This is a genomic window from Streptomyces sp. NPDC001292, from assembly GCF_042896465.1.
In the GTDB taxonomy this organism is placed as follows: domain Bacteria; phylum Actinomycetota; class Actinomycetes; order Streptomycetales; family Streptomycetaceae; genus Streptomyces.
In genome coordinates, this window is sequence record NZ_JBIAXG010000025.1 from 1 (window position 1) to 16,644 (window position 16,644).

The 16,644-nt window shown below is 71.0% G+C and carries 8 protein-coding genes and 1 pseudogene; 5 read left to right on the forward strand and 4 right to left on the reverse strand.

Going from position 1 to position 16,644, the window contains the following annotated elements; genetic code table 11:
- Positions 1-91: 91 nt before the first annotated feature.
- Positions 92-1,282, reverse strand: coding sequence for a xanthine dehydrogenase family protein molybdopterin-binding subunit (locus tag ACFY4A_RS24435; RefSeq protein ID WP_390831479.1), 1,191 nt, complete (start codon positions 1,280-1,282; stop codon positions 92-94).
- 71 nt (positions 1,283-1,353) lie between these two features.
- Between ACFY4A_RS24435 and ACFY4A_RS24440 the strand changes: the two genes are divergently transcribed.
- The 4 genes from ACFY4A_RS24440 to ACFY4A_RS24455 all read left to right on the forward strand — a co-directional run bounded on the left by ACFY4A_RS24440 (position 1,354) and on the right by ACFY4A_RS24455 (position 8,353).
- Positions 1,354-1,650: a hypothetical protein gene (locus ACFY4A_RS24440; protein ID WP_390831480.1), complete on the forward strand. Its 297-nt coding sequence runs from the start codon at positions 1,354-1,356 to the stop codon at positions 1,648-1,650.
- 138 nt (positions 1,651-1,788) lie between these two features.
- Entirely contained in the window at positions 1,789-2,619 is an 831-nt protein-coding gene (locus ACFY4A_RS24445) for an alpha/beta fold hydrolase (protein WP_390831481.1), read from the forward strand.
- 120 nt (positions 2,620-2,739) lie between these two features.
- Positions 2,740-5,502, forward strand: coding sequence for an ATP-binding protein (locus ACFY4A_RS24450; protein WP_390831482.1), 2,763 nt, complete (start codon positions 2,740-2,742; stop codon positions 5,500-5,502).
- Positions 5,503-5,596: 94 nt separating this feature from the next.
- Positions 5,597-8,353 (forward strand): AAA family ATPase, encoded by a 2,757-nt coding sequence (locus ACFY4A_RS24455; RefSeq protein ID WP_390831483.1) that lies wholly within the window; start codon positions 5,597-5,599, stop codon positions 8,351-8,353.
- Between the two features lie 52 nt (positions 8,354-8,405).
- Here ACFY4A_RS24455 and ACFY4A_RS24460 read toward each other — a convergent pair whose 3' ends face one another.
- From ACFY4A_RS24460 to ACFY4A_RS24470, 3 genes are all read right to left on the reverse strand, one after another.
- Positions 8,406-11,168 carry an ATP-binding protein gene (locus ACFY4A_RS24460; RefSeq protein WP_390831484.1) on the reverse strand — a complete coding sequence of 921 codons (2,763 nt, stop codon included), beginning with the start codon at positions 11,166-11,168 and terminating at the stop codon, positions 8,406-8,408.
- 508 nt (positions 11,169-11,676) lie between these two features.
- Positions 11,677-14,481, reverse strand: coding sequence for an AAA family ATPase (locus tag ACFY4A_RS24465; RefSeq protein ID WP_390831485.1), 2,805 nt, complete (start codon positions 14,479-14,481; stop codon positions 11,677-11,679).
- A gap of 213 nt (positions 14,482-14,694) precedes the next feature.
- Complete coding sequence (locus tag ACFY4A_RS24470; protein WP_390831486.1) at positions 14,695-15,138, reverse strand: universal stress protein; 444 nt, start codon at positions 15,136-15,138, stop codon at positions 14,695-14,697.
- A 237-nt stretch (positions 15,139-15,375) separates the two neighbouring features.
- Between ACFY4A_RS24470 and ACFY4A_RS24475 the strand changes: the two are divergent.
- Positions 15,376-16,503: pseudogene (locus ACFY4A_RS24475) on the forward strand (ribonuclease J); the annotation flags it as partial.
- Between the last annotated feature and the right edge of the window lie 141 nt (positions 16,504-16,644).

Sequence of the window (16,644 nt, forward strand, 5' to 3'; positions counted from 1 at the left end):
ACCGGCATCTGCACCACCTGCCGCCAGCCGCTGCCCACAACCCGGATCAGACACCACACAGCAAGATCCACAACGACCTAACGGAGCCCTACTAGAACAACTGCTCAATGGTGATCGGAAGGGAACGGACCCGCCGCCCCGTGGCGTGGAAGACAGCGTTGGCGATGGCAGCGGCCGTGCCCGGGATCCCCAGCTCGCCGACGCCCTTCGTGCCGATCGGCGTCTGCGGGTCGGGCTGTCCGACGAAGAGCACGTCAAGGTCCGGCACGTCAGCGTTGACGGGGATCAGGTAGTCGGCGAACGTCGCATTCGCCACACGCCCGGTGCCGGGGTCGAAGACGGTGTCCTCGAAGATGGCCTGGCCTATGCCGCCGACCGTTCCGCCGATGATCTGGCTGCGGGCGAGCTTCTCGTTGAGGATCCGTCCGGCGTCCACGGCCGTGACCAGCCGGGCGATCCGGAGAATGCCCAGGTTCGGGTCGATCCTGACCTCGGCGAACTTCACGGCGAAGGGCGGGGTGAGCGCCGTGCCGGTCCGAGTCGGATCGGGCGGCGTCGCCTCCCCGTCGGCCGTCAGTTCGTCCAGGCCGTGCCGTGCCAGGATCTCGGCGTAGCTCTCCCCCGCACCCGGGTCGTCCTTGCGGTGCAGGCGTCCGGCAGTGTCCGTGACGTCGTCGATCCCGCAGCCCGTCAGCGGTGAGTCGGCGTCGCTCGCGGCAAGATCCAGGAACTTCCGCAGCAGCGCTCCACAAGCCACATGCACGGCCCCGCCGAGTGAGGTGGTGAGGCCCGACCCGCCGGCCGCCGGCGACCACGGCATGCTGGAGTCACCGAGGTCGAAGTGGACCTGTTCGAGGTCGAGACCCAGGAGTTCGGCCGTGAGCTGCGTCATGACGGTACGGGTGCCGGTGCCGATGTCGCAGGCGGCGCTGCGCACGACCGCGGTTCCGTCGCGGCCGATGGTCGCTCGCGCCTCACAGCGCACCTGCCACCAGTGGTAGGAGACGCCGGCGACGCCGTAGCCGACCAGCCACTGGCCGTCCCGCATCGAGCCCACCGCGCGTCCTGTACCGGATGCATCTCGCCGTCGGGCGCCAGTACCTCGACCGTGGCACGCAGAGCGCCCCACCGATGGAATGGCGGGGCGCGTTTTCCGCGGCAACCTCGACAACTGGGATCCGACCCTGGTCGACAGCCTCGCCCGGCACCGTGAGGTGATCCTGCTCGACAACTCCGGAGTCGGCCTGTCCACGGGTGAGGTACCGACGACCGTGACGCACATGGCCAGAGACGCGAGCCTACCGGGCCCAGCCGCTGATCAGGGCCTACCTCGACCACCCCGTCAGCCTCGACATGGGGTACCTGGGATTCGTGGGCCCCGCTGATCCCCTAGAGCACCCGGTGATCGGCTACGAAGGATCCCGTGCGGAGTACATCCGTGAATTCACGGGGCCACACCCGCCGAACACGGACGTGCTCACGTTGGACGGTTGGTGGCTGGAGGGCGGCACCCACGCCGTCCACGCCACCTGCAATCCCAGCTCTTGCCCGCACGACCCTCCGAAGCCCACCCCGCGGCAGGGCAGCGAGGCCTACCTCGCGGACCTCCCCGGCGACACCATCATCGTCCGGCTCCACTGCCACTCCTGATGCCGGGCCTGCTCCGCCCCGGTTCTGGATGAACACAGTCAAATGACCGATGCGGACCGGAGGTCCGCGCGATCAGGCTGGACGGGAGCCGGAGGCATCCGCCCCAGCTCCGCGCGCCTCGACGCCCTGGGAATGGTCATGCCTCACATCACTGTCGACCACGACGGCACCGCGGTCGAGCTGTTCTACGAGGACCAGGGTGCGGGGCGACCCGTGGTGCTGGTGCATGGCTATCCGCTCGACCGCCGCGGATGGCACCGGCAGATGTCTCCGCTGCTGGCCGCGGGCCATCGCGTGATCGCATACGACCGCCGAGGGTTCGGCCGCTCGTCGCACGACGGACCGTGCTACGACTACGACATCCTCGCGGCCGACCTGGACGCCCTGCTGACCGAACTGGACCTGACCGACTCGGCCTTGGTGGGCCATTCCTCCGGAACCGGTGACATCACCCGCTACCTGTCCGTCTACGGATCCGCCCGGGTGAGCAGGGCCGCGTTCCTGTCCGGGCTCGGCCCGTCTCTGCTGCGCACCGCCGAGAATCCGCAGGGCATCGAGCTGGCCGCGTTCGACGCGCTGATCTCCCTGGCCCGCCGAGACCTCCGGGCGTTCTTCACCACACTCCGCGGTGACTACTTCAACAGCGACGAGAACCTGGGCAGCAGGATCGCGGTCGACGCGGCGGACCGATTCGTGGACATCGCCACCTCCTCGTCGTCCAGGGCAGCCGTGGCGGTGATCCCGACCTGGATCACCGACTTCCGCGCCGACCTCGCCTCTCTGGACCTCCCGTTGCTGATCGTGCACGGCGCGCATGACCGACTTCTCCCGCCGGACGCCACGAGTCGCCCCCTGCACGAATTGCTGCCGCAGGCCGCGTACCACGAGGTCCCCGGCGCACCCCACGGACTCCTGTGGACGCATGCCGACGAGGTCAACCGGATCCTGCTGGACTTCCTTCGACACTGACGGCTGTCTGTCCAGGTCAATTGGCTGTGCGGCAGGCCGTTCTGAGGCTTGGCGTCATAGAATTTCGCTCCGTTCCGGCGGCATCGTGCCCGGATCTCGGATCCGCTGGGGAGGACGCAATTGCCCGTACGAGATGGTGCGCCCGGGGCCGGACTGATCGAGCGCCGGAGCGAGTGTGACCGGCTCGTTCAGCTCATCGACGCCGTGCGCGGAGGCCGGAGCCGGACTCTGGTGCTGCGCGGTGCGCCGGGTGTCGGGAAGACGTCTCTGCTGGACCACCTGATCGCTGAGGCGTCCGACTGCCGGGTCCTCCGTCTGGCCGGTGTGCAGTCGGAGATGGAGCTGGTCTTCGCAGGACTCCACCAGCTGTGCGCGCCCCTTCTGGACCGGATGGACCGCCTGCCGGCGCCGCAGGCCGCGGCTCTGCGCGTGGCACTCGGATTGAGCGAGGGGGCGCCGCCCGACCGGTTCCTGGTGGGGATGGGCGTCCTGAGCCTGCTGTCCGAGGTCGCCTCGGACAGGCCCCTGATCTGTGTGGTCGACGACCATCACTGGCTGGACCGGGCCTCGGCCCAGGCCCTGGGGTTCGTCGCCCGGCGGCTGGCCGCCGAACCGGTCGGTCTGGTGTTCGCGACACGGACACCGTCCGAGGAGCTGCGGTCACTGCCCGAGCTAAGCGTGTCCGGTCTGTCGGACAGCGGGGCCCGGACCCTGCTGGACTCCCTGCTGACCGAGCCGATCGACGAACGCGTACGCGAGCAGCTGGTGACTGAGACCGCCGGAAATCCCCTGGCGCTGATGGAGCTGTCACGCGGACTGAAGCGGGCGGACCTGGCGGGCGGGTTCGGGCTGCCGGGAGCCGTGCCGCTGTGGAGCCGCATCGAGGACAGTTTCCTGCGCCAGTTCGACGCTCTTCCGGCAGACACGCGCCTGCTGCTGCTCATCGCAGCGGCCGACCCGTCCGGTGACGCCGCCCTCGTCCACCGGGCCGCCGAACGGCTCGGTGTGCCGGCCCACGCGGCCGCCGCGCCCGCGGTGGAGTCGCAGCTGGCCCGGTTCACCACCCGGGTCTCGTTCCGGCATCCCCTGCTGCGCTCGGCGGTCTACCGCTCGTCGTCGGCACAGGAACGGCAAAGGGTGCACCGGGCTCTGGCCGACGCGACGGACCAGCAGGCCGATCCCGACCGGCGGGCCTGGCACCGATCGCAGGCCGCGTCCGGCCCGGACGAAGCCGCCGCGGCCGACCTCGAGCGGTGCGCGAGTCGGGCGCGGGCACGCGGCGGACCCGCGGCCGCCGCGGCGTTCCTGGAGCGCTCCGTGCTGCTCACCGCGGATCCCGCACGCCGTACCGACCGCACGCTGGCGGCCGCACAGGCGAACCTGCAGGCGGGCGCGTACGACAGGGCGCTGGACCTGCTCCACGCGGCGGAGACCGAACCGCTGGACGACGCGCAGAGCGCCCGGGCGGACCTCCTGCGGGCACGGGTCGCCTTCTCCTCCGGGCTGGGCAGCGAGGCACCGCCCCTGCTGCTGAAGGCTGCCGGACGACTCAGGCCGCTCGACCTCGATCTGGCGCGTGAGACATACCTGAACGCGTGGTTCGCCGCGATGTTCGCCGGGGGCCTCGCAACCGGGGGCAGCCTGCGGGACGTGTCGGAAGCCGCGCGCGAGCTGCCCGCGTCCGAGTGCCCGGACCCGGCAGAACGCGTACTCGACGCACTCTCTCTGGTGATCGCTGAGGGACCGGAGGCCGCGAAGGAAGCCCTGCGAAGAGCCACGGGGATCTTCACCGACACGGACCTGAGCGACGAGGAGGTCCTGCGCTGGGGCTGGTTCGCATACGCGGCTGCCGTCGGCCGGTGGGATCACCATGCCTGGCGCTCGATCCTGCAGCAGGTCAGCGTCGTGATGCGCCGAGCCGGCGCCTTCGACCTCTTGCCGATCGTGCTGGCGACGCTGGCCACCGTCACGCTGTGGGCCGGGGATGTCGCCGACGCCTCCGTCCTGATGGCCGAGTCCGACGCGGTCTGCGAAGCCACCGGCGCCCCCGCCCAGTCCTTCGCTCCCCTGCTCCTCGCCGCGCTCCGGGGCGAATCGGACCGCGCCGTGCCCATGATCGAAGCAGCCGTCGCCAGCGCCCCGGCAACTGGTCAGGGCGTCGCGGTGACCTACGCGCACTGGGCGGCGGCGATCCTCCACAACGGCCACAGCCGCTACGAGGAGGCGCTGGAAGCTGCCACCCGCTCTGCCGAGAGTTCGCCAGACTCGGTCGTGGCGCTGTGGGCTCTGCCGGAGCTGGTCGAAGCGGCGGTGCGCACCGGGAGGCCGGATCTCGCGGCAGGCCACATGGACACACTCGCCGCGTCGACGACCGCGGGTGGCACCGACGTGGGTCTGGGCATCGAGGCGCGATCGCGCGCGCTGCTCCATGATGGCCAGGCCGCCGAGCAGCTGTACGTGGAAGCTATCGAACGGCTCTCCCGTACGGGGTTCCGGCCGGATCTAGGCCGTGCGCATCTTCTGTACGGCGAATGGCTACGCCGCGAGGGCCGCCGCTCCGACGCGCGTACGCATCTGCGTACGGCCGAAGGCCAGTTGAGCGCGGTGGGCGCGGACGCCTTCGCGGCGCGGGCCCGGTGGGAGCTGCTGGCGACGGGCGAGCATGTGCGCACCCGCGGTCCCCGGACGACCACCAGCCTCACCGCGCAGGAGGCTCTGATCGCCAGACTCGCCCGTGAGGGCCACACCAATGCCGAGATCGGCACCCAGCTGTTCCTCAGCGCCCGCACCGTCGAATGGCACCTGCGCAAGGTCTTCGGCAAGCTCGGCATCCGGTCGCGACGCGAGCTGACCCACCTCGCACAGCTGACTCCGGAGGCTTGAAACGGCATGGGCTCACCCCCGGCGACCTGCGCGGCGCCGGGGATTGTCGGCGGTTCCTGCCCGTGGCATGATCAGGCCGCTTTGGGAGCATGAGATGGGTCGTCCCACGAACGCCCTTGTCGACCGGAGGGCGGAGCGGGTCGCGCTCACCCAGATCGTCACCGCCCTGCGGGCCGCCGAGAGCCGCGCACTCGTACTGTGCGGTGACCCGGGCGTGGGAAAGACAGCGCTGCTGGATTTCCTCGCTGGCCAGGCCACCGGCTGTCATGTGCTGCGGGTGGTGGGGTTGCAGTCGGAGATGGAGCTCGCCTTTGCCGGGCTGCATCAGCTCTGCGCACCGTTCCTGGACCGGACGGAGGACCTCCCCGCACCGCAGCGCGATGCTCTGCGCGTGGCGTTCGGGCTGGAAGAAGGGTCGGCTCCGGACAGGTTCCTGGTGGCGCTGGCCGTCCTGGGCCTCCTCTCCTCCGTGGCCGAGGAGCAGCCTCTGCTCATCGTGATCGACGACCAACAGTGGCTCGACCGCGCGTCGGCGCAGGCACTCGGGTTCGTGGCGCGGCGCCTGGCGGCGGACCCGATCGCCCTCGTCTTCGGCACAAGGGTGCCCGGGGAGGATCTCACCGGTCTGCCGGAGATGCGGATCACCGGGCTGCCGGAGGCGGACGCACGCGCGCTGTTCGACTCCACACTCATGGGGCCCATGGACCCGCAGGTCCGCGATCAGATCCTGGCCGAGGCCGACGGTAATCCGCTCGCTCTGCTGGAGCTGCCGCGGGACCTGACCCCCGCGCAACTGGCGGGCGGGTTCGGACTGCCCGCTGCCGTGCCCCTGTCCAGTCGCATCGAGGAGAGCTTCCACCGACGCCTGCGCACGATGCCCGAGCAGACCCAGTCGCTCCTGCGGCTGGCCGCGGCCGATCCGTCAGGCGACTCGGCGCTCGTGTGGCGCGCCGCGGCCCGTCTCGGCATCCCGCGGTGGGCGGCGACGCCCGCCATCGACGCCGACCTCGCGGAGTTCGGCACACGCGTGCGCTTCCGCCACCCACTGCTCAGGTCTGCGGCGTACCGGGCCGGATCGCCGGCGGACCGCGAGGCCGCGCATCTCGCACTCGCGGAGGCGACGGACGCGGAGACCGATCCGGACCGTCAGGTCTGGCACCGGTCCCAGGCGAGCGACACCCCCGACGAGGAGATCGCCGCGGCGCTGGAGCGATCGGCCGGGCGGGCACGGGCGCGCGGCGGCCCCGCCGCGGCTGCCGCGTTCCTGGAGCGATCGGTCCGCCTCTCCCTCGATCCCGTCCGGCGCGTGGAGCGCGTTCTGGCGGCCGCTGAGACGAACCTGCGGGCCGGCGCCTACGAACCAGCCCTCGAACTCCTGATGTCGGCCGAGGCCGCTCCGCTGACCGAACTGCAGAGCGCGCGCATCGACCTGCTCCGCGGGCATGTCGCCTTCGCCCATGGCCTCGGGAGCGAGGCTCCGCCACTGCTGCTGAAGGCCGCTGAGCGGCTTGAGGCACTCGATCTCGGCCTGGCGCGCGACACCTACCTGACCGCATGGATGTCGGCACTCTTCGCAGGCGACCTGGCCACCGGCGCCGGGCTGGCCGAGGTGTCCGCCTCCGCCCAACGACTGCCGAGTTCGGCGCGGCCGGAGAGAGCGGAGCTCGTCCTCGACTCACTCACTCTGCTCGTCACCGGAGGCCTGGCGGCCGCGGCTCCGCAATTGCGGCACGTGACGGACATCTTCAGGGATTCAGGTATCGCCCCGGCGGAGGATCTGCGGTGGGGATGGTTCGCGCAGGCCGCCAGCAGCGCCCTGTGGGACATGGACGCCTGGCGCGCCATGCTGGAGCGCCAAGTCGGCATCATGCGCACATCCGGTGTGCTTGACTCCTACCCGGTGATGCTGGCGGCGCTCGGCACCGCGACGGTCTGGGCCGGCGACTTCGCCGCGGCGGCGGCGCTGGTCACCGAATCCGAGGCGGTGTGCGAGGCGACCGGTACTCAGGCGGCACCGTTCACCTCTCTGATGCTCGCGAGCCTCCGTGGTGATCAGGCGGCGGCCCTGCCACTGATCGAGGCCACTGCCGCCGAAGCCACAGCCACCGGACAAGGCATCGCTGTGGCCTACGCCCATTGGGCGGCCGCGATCCTGCACAACAGCCACGGGCGCTACGACGAAGCGCTCACGGCCGCCGAGCAGGCGAGTTGCGGCGCTCCCGGGCTGTACGTGTCGCTGTGGGCACTGCCCGAGCTGATCGAGGCCGCGACCAGATACGGAGACCCGAAGAGGGCCGAGGCCGCGTGGGAGCTGCTCAGCGAGTCGGCGCAGGCCGGGGGCACCGATTTCGGACTCGGGGTGGCAGCTCGCTCCCAGGCCCTGCTCAGTACGGGGGCGACAGCCGAGGCACTGTACGAGAAGGCCATCGCCCTCCTGACGCGCACCAGGCTCCGTCCGGAGCTCGCCCGCGCCCACCTGCTCTACGGCGAGTGGCTGCGCCGGGAGAACCGGCGCGGAGACGCGCGTACCCAGCTGCCCACCGCGTACGACCTGCTGTCCGAGATCGGCGCGAACGCCTTCGCGGAGCGCGCCCGCCACGAACTGCTGGCGACCGGCGAGAGGGTCCGCAAGAACACGGCGCCGAGCACCAGCGTCCTCACCGCCCAGGAGAACCTCATCGCACGCCTCGCCTGTGAGGGCCGCACCCATCCGGAGATCGGCGCCCAACTGTTCCTCAGCGCCCGCACCGTCGAATGGCACCTGCGCAAGGTCTACGGCAAGCTCGGCGTCTCGTCCCGGCGGGAACTCAGCTCCGCCCTGGACCAGAACACGGCTCCGACCAACCGGTGACCTGAGGCAGGCGGAGCAGCCGGTGGGTGAGATCTCAAAGTCATACCCTGCATCAGTCCAGCCGTGAAAGGGCTGCCGACAGCTCCCGCCGCGAGGCGATGTCCAGCTTCGTGAACACCTTGCGCAGGTGCCATTCGACCGTGCGCGCGCTGAGAAAGAGCTGCGCGCCGATCTCGGGGTTCGTGCACCGGTCCGCGGCCAGCCGGGCAATGAGTGTCTCCTGCGCCGTCAGCGCGACACCGGCGCCGGACCCCGGGCGCCGCAAACGTTCACCCGTTGCGAGCAGCTCGCGGCGGGCACGCTCGGCAAAGGCGTTCGCGCCGAGCTCGAAGAACATGTCGTGCGCGGTGCGCAGCTGACCGCGGGCGTCACCCCGCCGGTTCTCACGACGCAGCCATTCGCCGTAGAGAAGGTGGGCGCGGGCGAGTTCGGGCCGAAGGCACGTGTGCCTCAGACAGGAGATCGCCTCGCGGTACGCCGCCTCGGCGTCGGCCCCCGTCGACACCAGTGCCCGCGAGCGGGCCTCGATCCCCAACGCGAAGGCGGTTCCGCCGGCGTGGGTGGATCGCCGCAGCTCTTCGTACGACTCGCGTGCCGGGTCCGGCTGTCCGGCCCGCGCGGCCGCCTCGACGAGTTCGATCCGTGCCCAGAGCGACACGAACAGACCGGGCATCTCCCGCGCGGCCGCATCGGCCAGGGCCAGAGCCTGGCCGTAACGACCGAGGGCATTGCACAGGGTCGCGCCGTTCCAGTGGGCGAACGAAGCGGCGAGGCCCTGGCCTCGCACCTCGTACTCGGACGAGGCGGGGGCCATGAGCGGCAGCGCCTCGTCCTCGTCACCGCGCAGAGCGGCGACCCTGGTCGCGACGTAGGGCGCGATGGTGACTCCGGTCTCCGCGCAGACCGCGTCGCATTCCGCACCTAGCCTCAGAGCCGTGGCGAAGTCCCCTCTCCAGGCCACGGACACGCCGAGACACGCAGTCAACGCCGGAAGCCTGTCGAGGGCCCCTGCCTCACGTGCCAGCTGGACTTGGCGGGTCAGGACGGCGTGCCACGCGTCGAAGTCCCACAGAGCCACAGCCGCCGCCTGCGCGAACCAGCCCAGCTCGAGTTCCTCCGCGGCGTCGATCGCCGAGCCGGTGAAGTGGGCGACGACTCCTCGCAGTGCGGGTGCCGCCTCTTCCAATCCACCGGACCCCAGCAGGCTGCAGGCGTGGAGCATCATGCTGGCGGCGCTGGTGTTGCGCTCCGACGGCCGGAGCGCCCGCGCGGCCAGGGAGATCTCACCGATGTCGGTGCCGGCGGCACGCCTCCCGGAGGTCACGGCGGCCCTCCAGGCCGTCAGGTAGGCCTCGCACGCGAGGTCTGTGTCGAGCGTTCCGAGTTGCCGCGCCGCCTTGAGTAGCAAGGCAGGTGCTTGACTGTCGACGGCGGACGCGAGACCCACGTGGCCACGCAGCAGATCCACCCGAGCTCCCTGTCGCTCATCCAATGCGGACGCCTCGGCCGCCGCGAGAAGGTCGAGCGTGGTGTCGTACGCACCGGCCTGGAGGCTTCGCCGCGCCGCCGCCAGGATCCTCTCGGTACGGCGTAGCGGATCGTCGCTCAGCATCACCGCGCGCTGCAGGAACGCGGCGGCGGCCGCGGGACCACCGCGGGCCAGGGCACGGTCGGCGGACGCCTCCAGGGCCCGCGCGACATCCTCATCCGGACCGACGGTGGCCTGGGAGCGGTGCCAGGCCCGGCGATCGGCGTCGGCGGTCGGATCGGTGGCCTCCGCGAGAGCCCGATGGGCCCGCTGCCGCTCCGCCACCGAAGCGGCCCGGTAGGCGGCCGATCGCAGCAGCGGATGCCGGAAGCACACTCTGGTGGACATGTCCATCAGGCCCGCCTCGACCGCCGGGGCGAGTGCGTGCAGACGCACGCCGAGGAGTTGGGCGGCCCGCCACACCAGCGCCGCGTCGCCGGACGGCTCCGCGGCTGCGAGAAGCAGGAGGCGCTGTGTGTCGGACGGCAGGGAACCGAGCTCGCGATCGAATCCCTCGGCGCCGGGAGCCGAGAGCGGCACCGCGTCCGGCAGTCCGAACCCGCCCGCCAGCCGGGCCCAGGACGCACCGCTCACCCAGTCGAGCATCGCGAGGGGATTTCCCCCGCTCTCGGCCACGATCAGCTCACGTACCCGGCTGTCCAGCGGCCCGGTGAGCACCGAGTCCAACAACTGCCGGGCATCCGGCGCCCGTAGTCCGCGCAGATGCATTTGCGGCAGCCCGACGAGCTCCCTCGGTGCCTCACGAGAGCCGAACACCACACCCACCGGGCACGTCGCCAGACGGCGAGCCACGAACCCCAGCACCTGCGTCGAGGGCTGGTCCAGCCACTGGTGGTCGTCCACGACGCACAGCAGCGGTTCCTCCTGCGCCGAGCGGGTCAACAGGGTCATCACGGCGAGCCCGACCAGGAACGGCTGGGGCCGATCGGCTCCGCCCAGCCCGAAGGCGGCCCGCAGCGCGTCTCGCTGCGGCACGGGCAGAGACGCGGCCCCGGACATCAACGGCGCGCACAGCTGATGCAGACCCGCGAACGCCAGCTCCCGCTCCGGCCGCGCCCCAGCCACCCGGAGCACGCGGCATCCATGGGCTTCGCCGACGAGCCGGTCGAGGAGCACCGACTTTCCGACGCCGCGCGCCCCGTGCACAACGAGCGCCTGGCCCACCCCGCTGCGGAGGGCGCACACCAGTCGGCCGAGTCGCGCTCGCTCGTCGGACCGGCCGACCAGACCGTCGATGGGCCCAGGCTGCCCGAATGCCAGACTCATGAGGAGATCTCCTGTGGGAAGTTCACAACGCCCAGGACGTTCCGCTCCGGCCGGCGGAGTACGAGTACGGGGGCAGCCCGGCGCGTAGGCCGACTTCGGCCTGTAGCGCGTGAGATGTGGGCGTGCCGGCCCGTTCCGTCGTGGACCCCCGAGGTCAGACCGATCCCGTCATGGGCCATGTCTGTGCGGCCGCTCCAGCGGCAATGATCGCGAGAGAGGTGTTCGTCCGACCGCCGTCAGGCGGACGTCCGGCCGAACTGCGCTTCTCCGCACGGCCCGTGCGCGCCCGCCATCTCTGTCTTGGCGCGCGGCGACGACTGGTGGATCACAGGTGAGGGCGGTGCGTCGGAGGTCTCCGCCATGAGGTCTCCGCCTTCCATGCGAGGTGCTGGACGTGACACGGCCGTGTGGCCGTGGTGCGCCCAGGCTGCTCGGCCGGGCATGCGGTCGCCATCGGTCAAGCTACTCTGATCCGCCGGCCGTAACGGCTGACGGTCATCCGACCGACTTAGCGCAGGGGCTCAGGCTTCTCCTCCAGGGCGTTGAGCTCCTCCAGCGTGTTGAGCGCATCACGCAGACTCGCCCGCGAAGTGATTCCGAGCTTCGGGAAGACCTGGTAGAGGTGAGCGCTGACCGTGCGGGGCGAGAGGAACAGGCGCTCGCCGATCTGCTTGTTGGTGAGTCCGGACGCCGCGAGACGTGAGATCTCGAGCTCCTGCGACGTCAACCTGGTCCTGTCTGCCCGCCGGGTGGGCTGCCCGGCAGCGCGCAGCTCCCTGCGTGCCCGCTCGGCCCACGGCTGTGCCCCCAACCGGGAGAACACCTGCAGCGCGGCCGTCAACTGCTCGCGCGCGCTGTTCTTCTCATTGGTACGCCGCAAACGCTCGCCGAGCGCCAGCCGGATGCGGGCCGAATCGAAGGCCCAGTGCTCCGCCCCGGGCACGGCGAGCGCGCGCCGGAACCGGTCGATCGCCTCGTCGTCCGCGGCGCACAGTCCTGCCGCGCCTTCGACCAGCATGGCGTACCGGTCGGACAACCGGCCGATCCCGAGCTCGCTCATGGCCCGCAGGTGCGCCGATGCCTGGTCGGCCCGGCCTGTACGTACCGCTGCCTCGACGAGGTCGTACACGCCCCAGAGCGCGTGCGCGGTGTACGGGGCCAGCGCGCCTGCCGGCGTGAGGGCCGTGGCATGACGGTAGGCGGCCTCGTAGTCGCCGCGGCCCAGGCACACCACGGTCCGAGCCTGGTGGGCGAGCACCGCGGCGGCGCCCACACCGCGCCGCGTCGACCAGCGCAGCATGCGCTCGGCGAGCGCCTCACCGGCTTCGGTCTCGCCGCGCACACCGTGCAGCAGCGCCTGGACGAACTCGAGGTACCAGGTGAAGAAGGGGTAGCCGGCCTCGCTGAGCAGCCTTCCTTCGTCGACCAGCTGTTGTGCCTCGTCCCAAGCGCCGGTGAGGTAGTCCTCCATGCACAGGTGCATCAGCGCCGCGATGTGCCGGCGGACGGTGCCACCACCCTCGCGGCTGGACCGCACGACCTCCCACAGACGGTCCCTCAGTTCACCGACCCGGTCGAGGTAGACGCTGCCCGTGGCGCCGCGCACCACCAAGGTGTGATCCACCGTGCCGCGCAGCACGCTGCGTGCCTCGTCCAGGACGGCCAACGCCGCGACGCCGGTACGCGCCGGGTCGGGGAAGGCCAGCGCGGAGAGCGCCAGCACCGGAGGGGGCGCGGGCCGCAGCTTGTCCACCGTGTCGATGAACGGCTGCCACAGTTCCTCACGGCCGATCCACCAGCACAGGAGTTGGAGGGTGTGCAGCGCGTCGATCAGCGCGGCGTCGTCGGCGTCGTATTCGGGGCCCGCCTCCTCGATCGCTGCGGTGAGCAGCCGGTACGCGACACCGAGGTCGGCGTCCGTGTTGGTGAGGACGTACACCGCTGCCGCCGCCGCGTACAGCGCGCCGTCGCCGAGGGAGTTGTCGCCCTGCATCTGGTGCAGCAGTGCGGAGGCGTTGGTGACGTCGCCGGTCGACTCGGCGCCGATGTAGGCCGCCTGCGCCAGGCGGCGGGCGCGGTCGGGCGCAGCCGGGCTCAGATCCGCCGCGCGGGTCAGGGCGGCGACGGCGCGGACCGCGTCGCCACGACGCAGAGCCGAATGCCCCGCCTCCTGGAGCAGACCTGCCACCTTCTCGTCCGGTTGCATCGCGGCCTCGGCCAAATGCCAGGCCGTCCGCTCCGGTTGGTCCTTCAGCGCCTCGGCCAGGGCAACGTGCGCGGCGTGCCGCTCGCCGAGCGTCGACGCCGCCACGGCCGCGGCCCTGATCAGCGGATGACGGAACGTCAGACGTCGGTCGACGGGATCGATGAGCACCAGCCGTTCGCGCTCGGCCGCTCCGAGCGCGGTCAAGGCGGACGGATCCGCTCCGGCGGCACGGCGCAGCACCGTCGGGTCGCCGGTCCCGTCCAGGGCAGCCAGGAGCAGCACGTGACGGCCGGCGACGGGCAGCGCGTTGATCCGGGCTACGAAAAGAGCCCTCAGCCGCTCGCTCAGTGGCAGTACGTTCGGCAGGTCCTGGGTCGCGGACTGCTGTGCACCGGTCAGTTCGGTGGGCAGCTCCAGCAGGGCCAGAGGGTTCCCGCGGGCCTCAGCGACGACCCTGGCCCGGACCCGGGCGGCGATCCGCGGGTACTTCGCCGCGAGGAGCAGGTGCGCGGAGTCGTCGTCCAGCGGCGCCAGTTCGAACTCGTCCAGCCCTCCGTGGTCGAAAACGCACTCCGAGCCGGTGCGGGACGCTCCCAGGAAGCACACCCGGCTGCCGGCCAGGCGGCGGGAGACGAATCCGAGGGCCACCGCGCTCGCGCGGTCCAGCCAGGGAAGGTCGTCGACGATCAGGAGCAGCGGGGCTTCTGCGGAGCCTTCGCGCAGCAGAGCCATGATGGCGTTGACGAGGACCAGCCGATCCGGGGTCTCCCCCGAACAGAATCCGAGGGTGACCTCAAGTGCCGTACGGTACTCGGGCCGGAGCTGCTCGATATCGTCAAGCAGCGGCGACAAGACCTGGTGGAGTCCGGCGAAGGGAACGTCCGCCTCGAACTCGACGCCGGCGGCTCGCAGGACCCGCATCCCGGCCTCGGTCGCCACCTCGGCCACGGCGTCCAGCAGCGTCGTCTTCCCCACCCCGGCCTCGCCGACGATGTGCAGACCACGACCGCGCCCCGACGCGTCGTCGAGGAAGTCCCAGACCCGCTGTACGTCCTCGATGCGCCCGACGATCTGCGAGCGCCCGCTCCATGGTCCGCTGCCACTCATCGCTCTTGACTCGCCTCCGTGTCCGGGCCGTGACCGCGCCATGCGTGCGCACAAGCTACGCGGTCGGCCCCGGACGCCGGAAACCCGGACGGCAGGCAGGCCGGGCACAGCCCTCGTAGGGGCAGCTTGCCGGAGCACGGCCCCGTCCGCCCCCGTGACAGTCACTGGTCGGCACCCTGGCGAACCCTGGTTTCGGTGACGGAAGGGAGCGAATCACCCGCCGGGCGCCGGCTGTCGCTCGCCGTCGGGCGTGAAGAGCACGGCGATTCGACTCGCATGGGCCACCGCGTCACTGACTCTGGGGTCGAAGAACGCGGCCACCGCGCCTCGGTGCTGGGGGCTGATCATCAGGAGATCCGCGCCCACGTCCCTGGCCGCGTCGGCGATGAGGCCCGGAACCTCGAAGGTCATGCCGAACCGAAGGTCGCCGGACGCCTTCACCTCGGCCTCCCGCAACGCCGCGACCGCTTCGTCGATGACCTCCTGGCCGTCGCCGCCCTCCTCCAACTGCACGACCGTGTCCCAGCGGACAGCGGAGGGCACGACGTGCACGACGACGACCTCGGCGCTGGTGAGCCGAGCCAGCTCACCGGCCATCCGTACGGTGGCGAAGCGGGCCGGACTCGCATCGACCGCCACGAGAATGCGCTTGAACATCGGCTCTTCCCTCTGCTCAGGACGTGAACGACGTCGGTCTCCCCATGCCCTGATGTTCGCGCGGCGGGCAGGCGCGGCGCGCCTGTCAGATGACTTAGCTTGGTCTGATGCGCTGGGTCGAAAGCGGCAGGTGGCCCTGTTCACAGAGCGACCCGCTGTTCCTGACTCAGCTCTGATGGGCAGATGACCGTCGCTGAGTGGGCGCCCACTACGTCGGTTGGTCCTGGCGACGAGCCCGATCTGCGCGCCTTCGCCCGCCTCGGCGAGGAGGGCGTGGACCTGTTCCTCACCGACTCCACCAACGCCGAAGTACCCGGCTTCACCACCTCCGAGCGAGAGCTGAACCCGGCGATCGAGCAGGTGATGCGCACCGCGCCGCGCCGGGTCATCGTCTCCAGCTTCGCCAGCCACGTGCACCGCATCCAGCAGGTCCTGGACGCCGCCCACCAGCACGGCCGCAAGGTCGCCTTCGTCGGCCGGTCGATGGTCCGCAACATGGGCATCGCCCGTGGCCTGGGCTATTTGAAGGTCCCCTCCGGTCTGGTCGTGAGCACGAAGGAGCTGGAGAAGCTTCCGGATCACAAGATCACTCTGGTGTGCACCGGCTCCCAGGGCGAACCGATGGCCGCGCTGTCACGGATGGCCAACCGCGACCACATGATCCGCATCGGCAAGGGCGACACCGTCCTGCTCGCCAGCTCCCTCATCCCTGGCAACGAGAACGCCATCTACCGGGTGATCAACGGACTCACCCGGTGGGGCGCCCACGTGGTCCACAAGGGCAACGCCAAGGTGCACGTCTCCGGGCACGCCAGCGCCGGCGAACTCGTCTACTGCTACAACATCGTCAAACCCCGCAACGTCATGCCCGTGCACGGCGAATGGCGCCACCTGCGGGCCAACGCCGACCTCGCCATCCGTACCGGTGTCGACCCCGACCGGGTCGTCATCGCCGAGGACGGCGTCGTCGTCGACCTGGTCGACGGACGCGCATCCATCACCGGCAAGGTCCCCGCCGGCAACGTCTACGTGGACGGCATGGAAGTCGGAGGCGCCACCGAAGCGTCCCTCAAGGACCGCCTCACCCTCGCCGCCGAAGGCGTGGTCACGGTGGTGGCGATCGTCGACGCGGACACCGGCGCCCTCGCCGAGGCCCCCGACTTCCTGGCCCGGGGCTTCGTCCACGACGACGCCACCTTCGAGCCGGTCATCCCCGTCATCGAGAAGACCCTGGCCACCGCAGCCGAGGAAGGCGTCGGGGACGCGCGCCAACTCGAACAACTCCTCGCCCGCGCCGTGGCGAACTGGGCGTTCCGCACCCACCGCCGCAAGCCCCTCATCATCCCCGTCATCATCGACGCCTGAGCCATAGCCCGGCAGCACGGTCCCCGCTCCGGCCGCGGCTCCGCCCGACGGACTTCCGGGGCGGGGCCGCCTCAGCGGCGGCCAGAAGCTGCCCCAGTTCCAGATCCCCGCCACCCATGGCAACCTCCTCTCGGTTGCCGC

Excerpts from the sequence above, each read along its gene's own strand:
- ACFY4A_RS24435 (WP_390831479.1), bottom strand. The coding sequence starts at position 1,282 with ATGTGCGTCACGGTCGTCGGTACCTCACCCGTGGACAGGCCGACTCCG.
- ACFY4A_RS24440 (WP_390831480.1), top strand. The coding sequence starts at position 1,354 with ATGGGGTACCTGGGATTCGTGGGCCCCGCTGATCCCCTAGAGCACCCG.
- ACFY4A_RS24445 (WP_390831481.1), top strand. The coding sequence starts at position 1,789 with ATGCCTCACATCACTGTCGACCACGACGGCACCGCGGTCGAGCTGTTC.
- ACFY4A_RS24455 (WP_390831483.1), top strand. The coding sequence starts at position 5,597 with ATGGGTCGTCCCACGAACGCCCTTGTCGACCGGAGGGCGGAGCGGGTC.
- ACFY4A_RS24460 (WP_390831484.1), bottom strand. The coding sequence starts at position 11,168 with ATGAGTCTGGCATTCGGGCAGCCTGGGCCCATCGACGGTCTGGTCGGC.
- ACFY4A_RS24465 (WP_390831485.1), bottom strand. The coding sequence starts at position 14,481 with ATGAGTGGCAGCGGACCATGGAGCGGGCGCTCGCAGATCGTCGGGCGC.
- ACFY4A_RS24470 (WP_390831486.1), bottom strand. The coding sequence starts at position 15,138 with ATGTTCAAGCGCATTCTCGTGGCGGTCGATGCGAGTCCGGCCCGCTTC.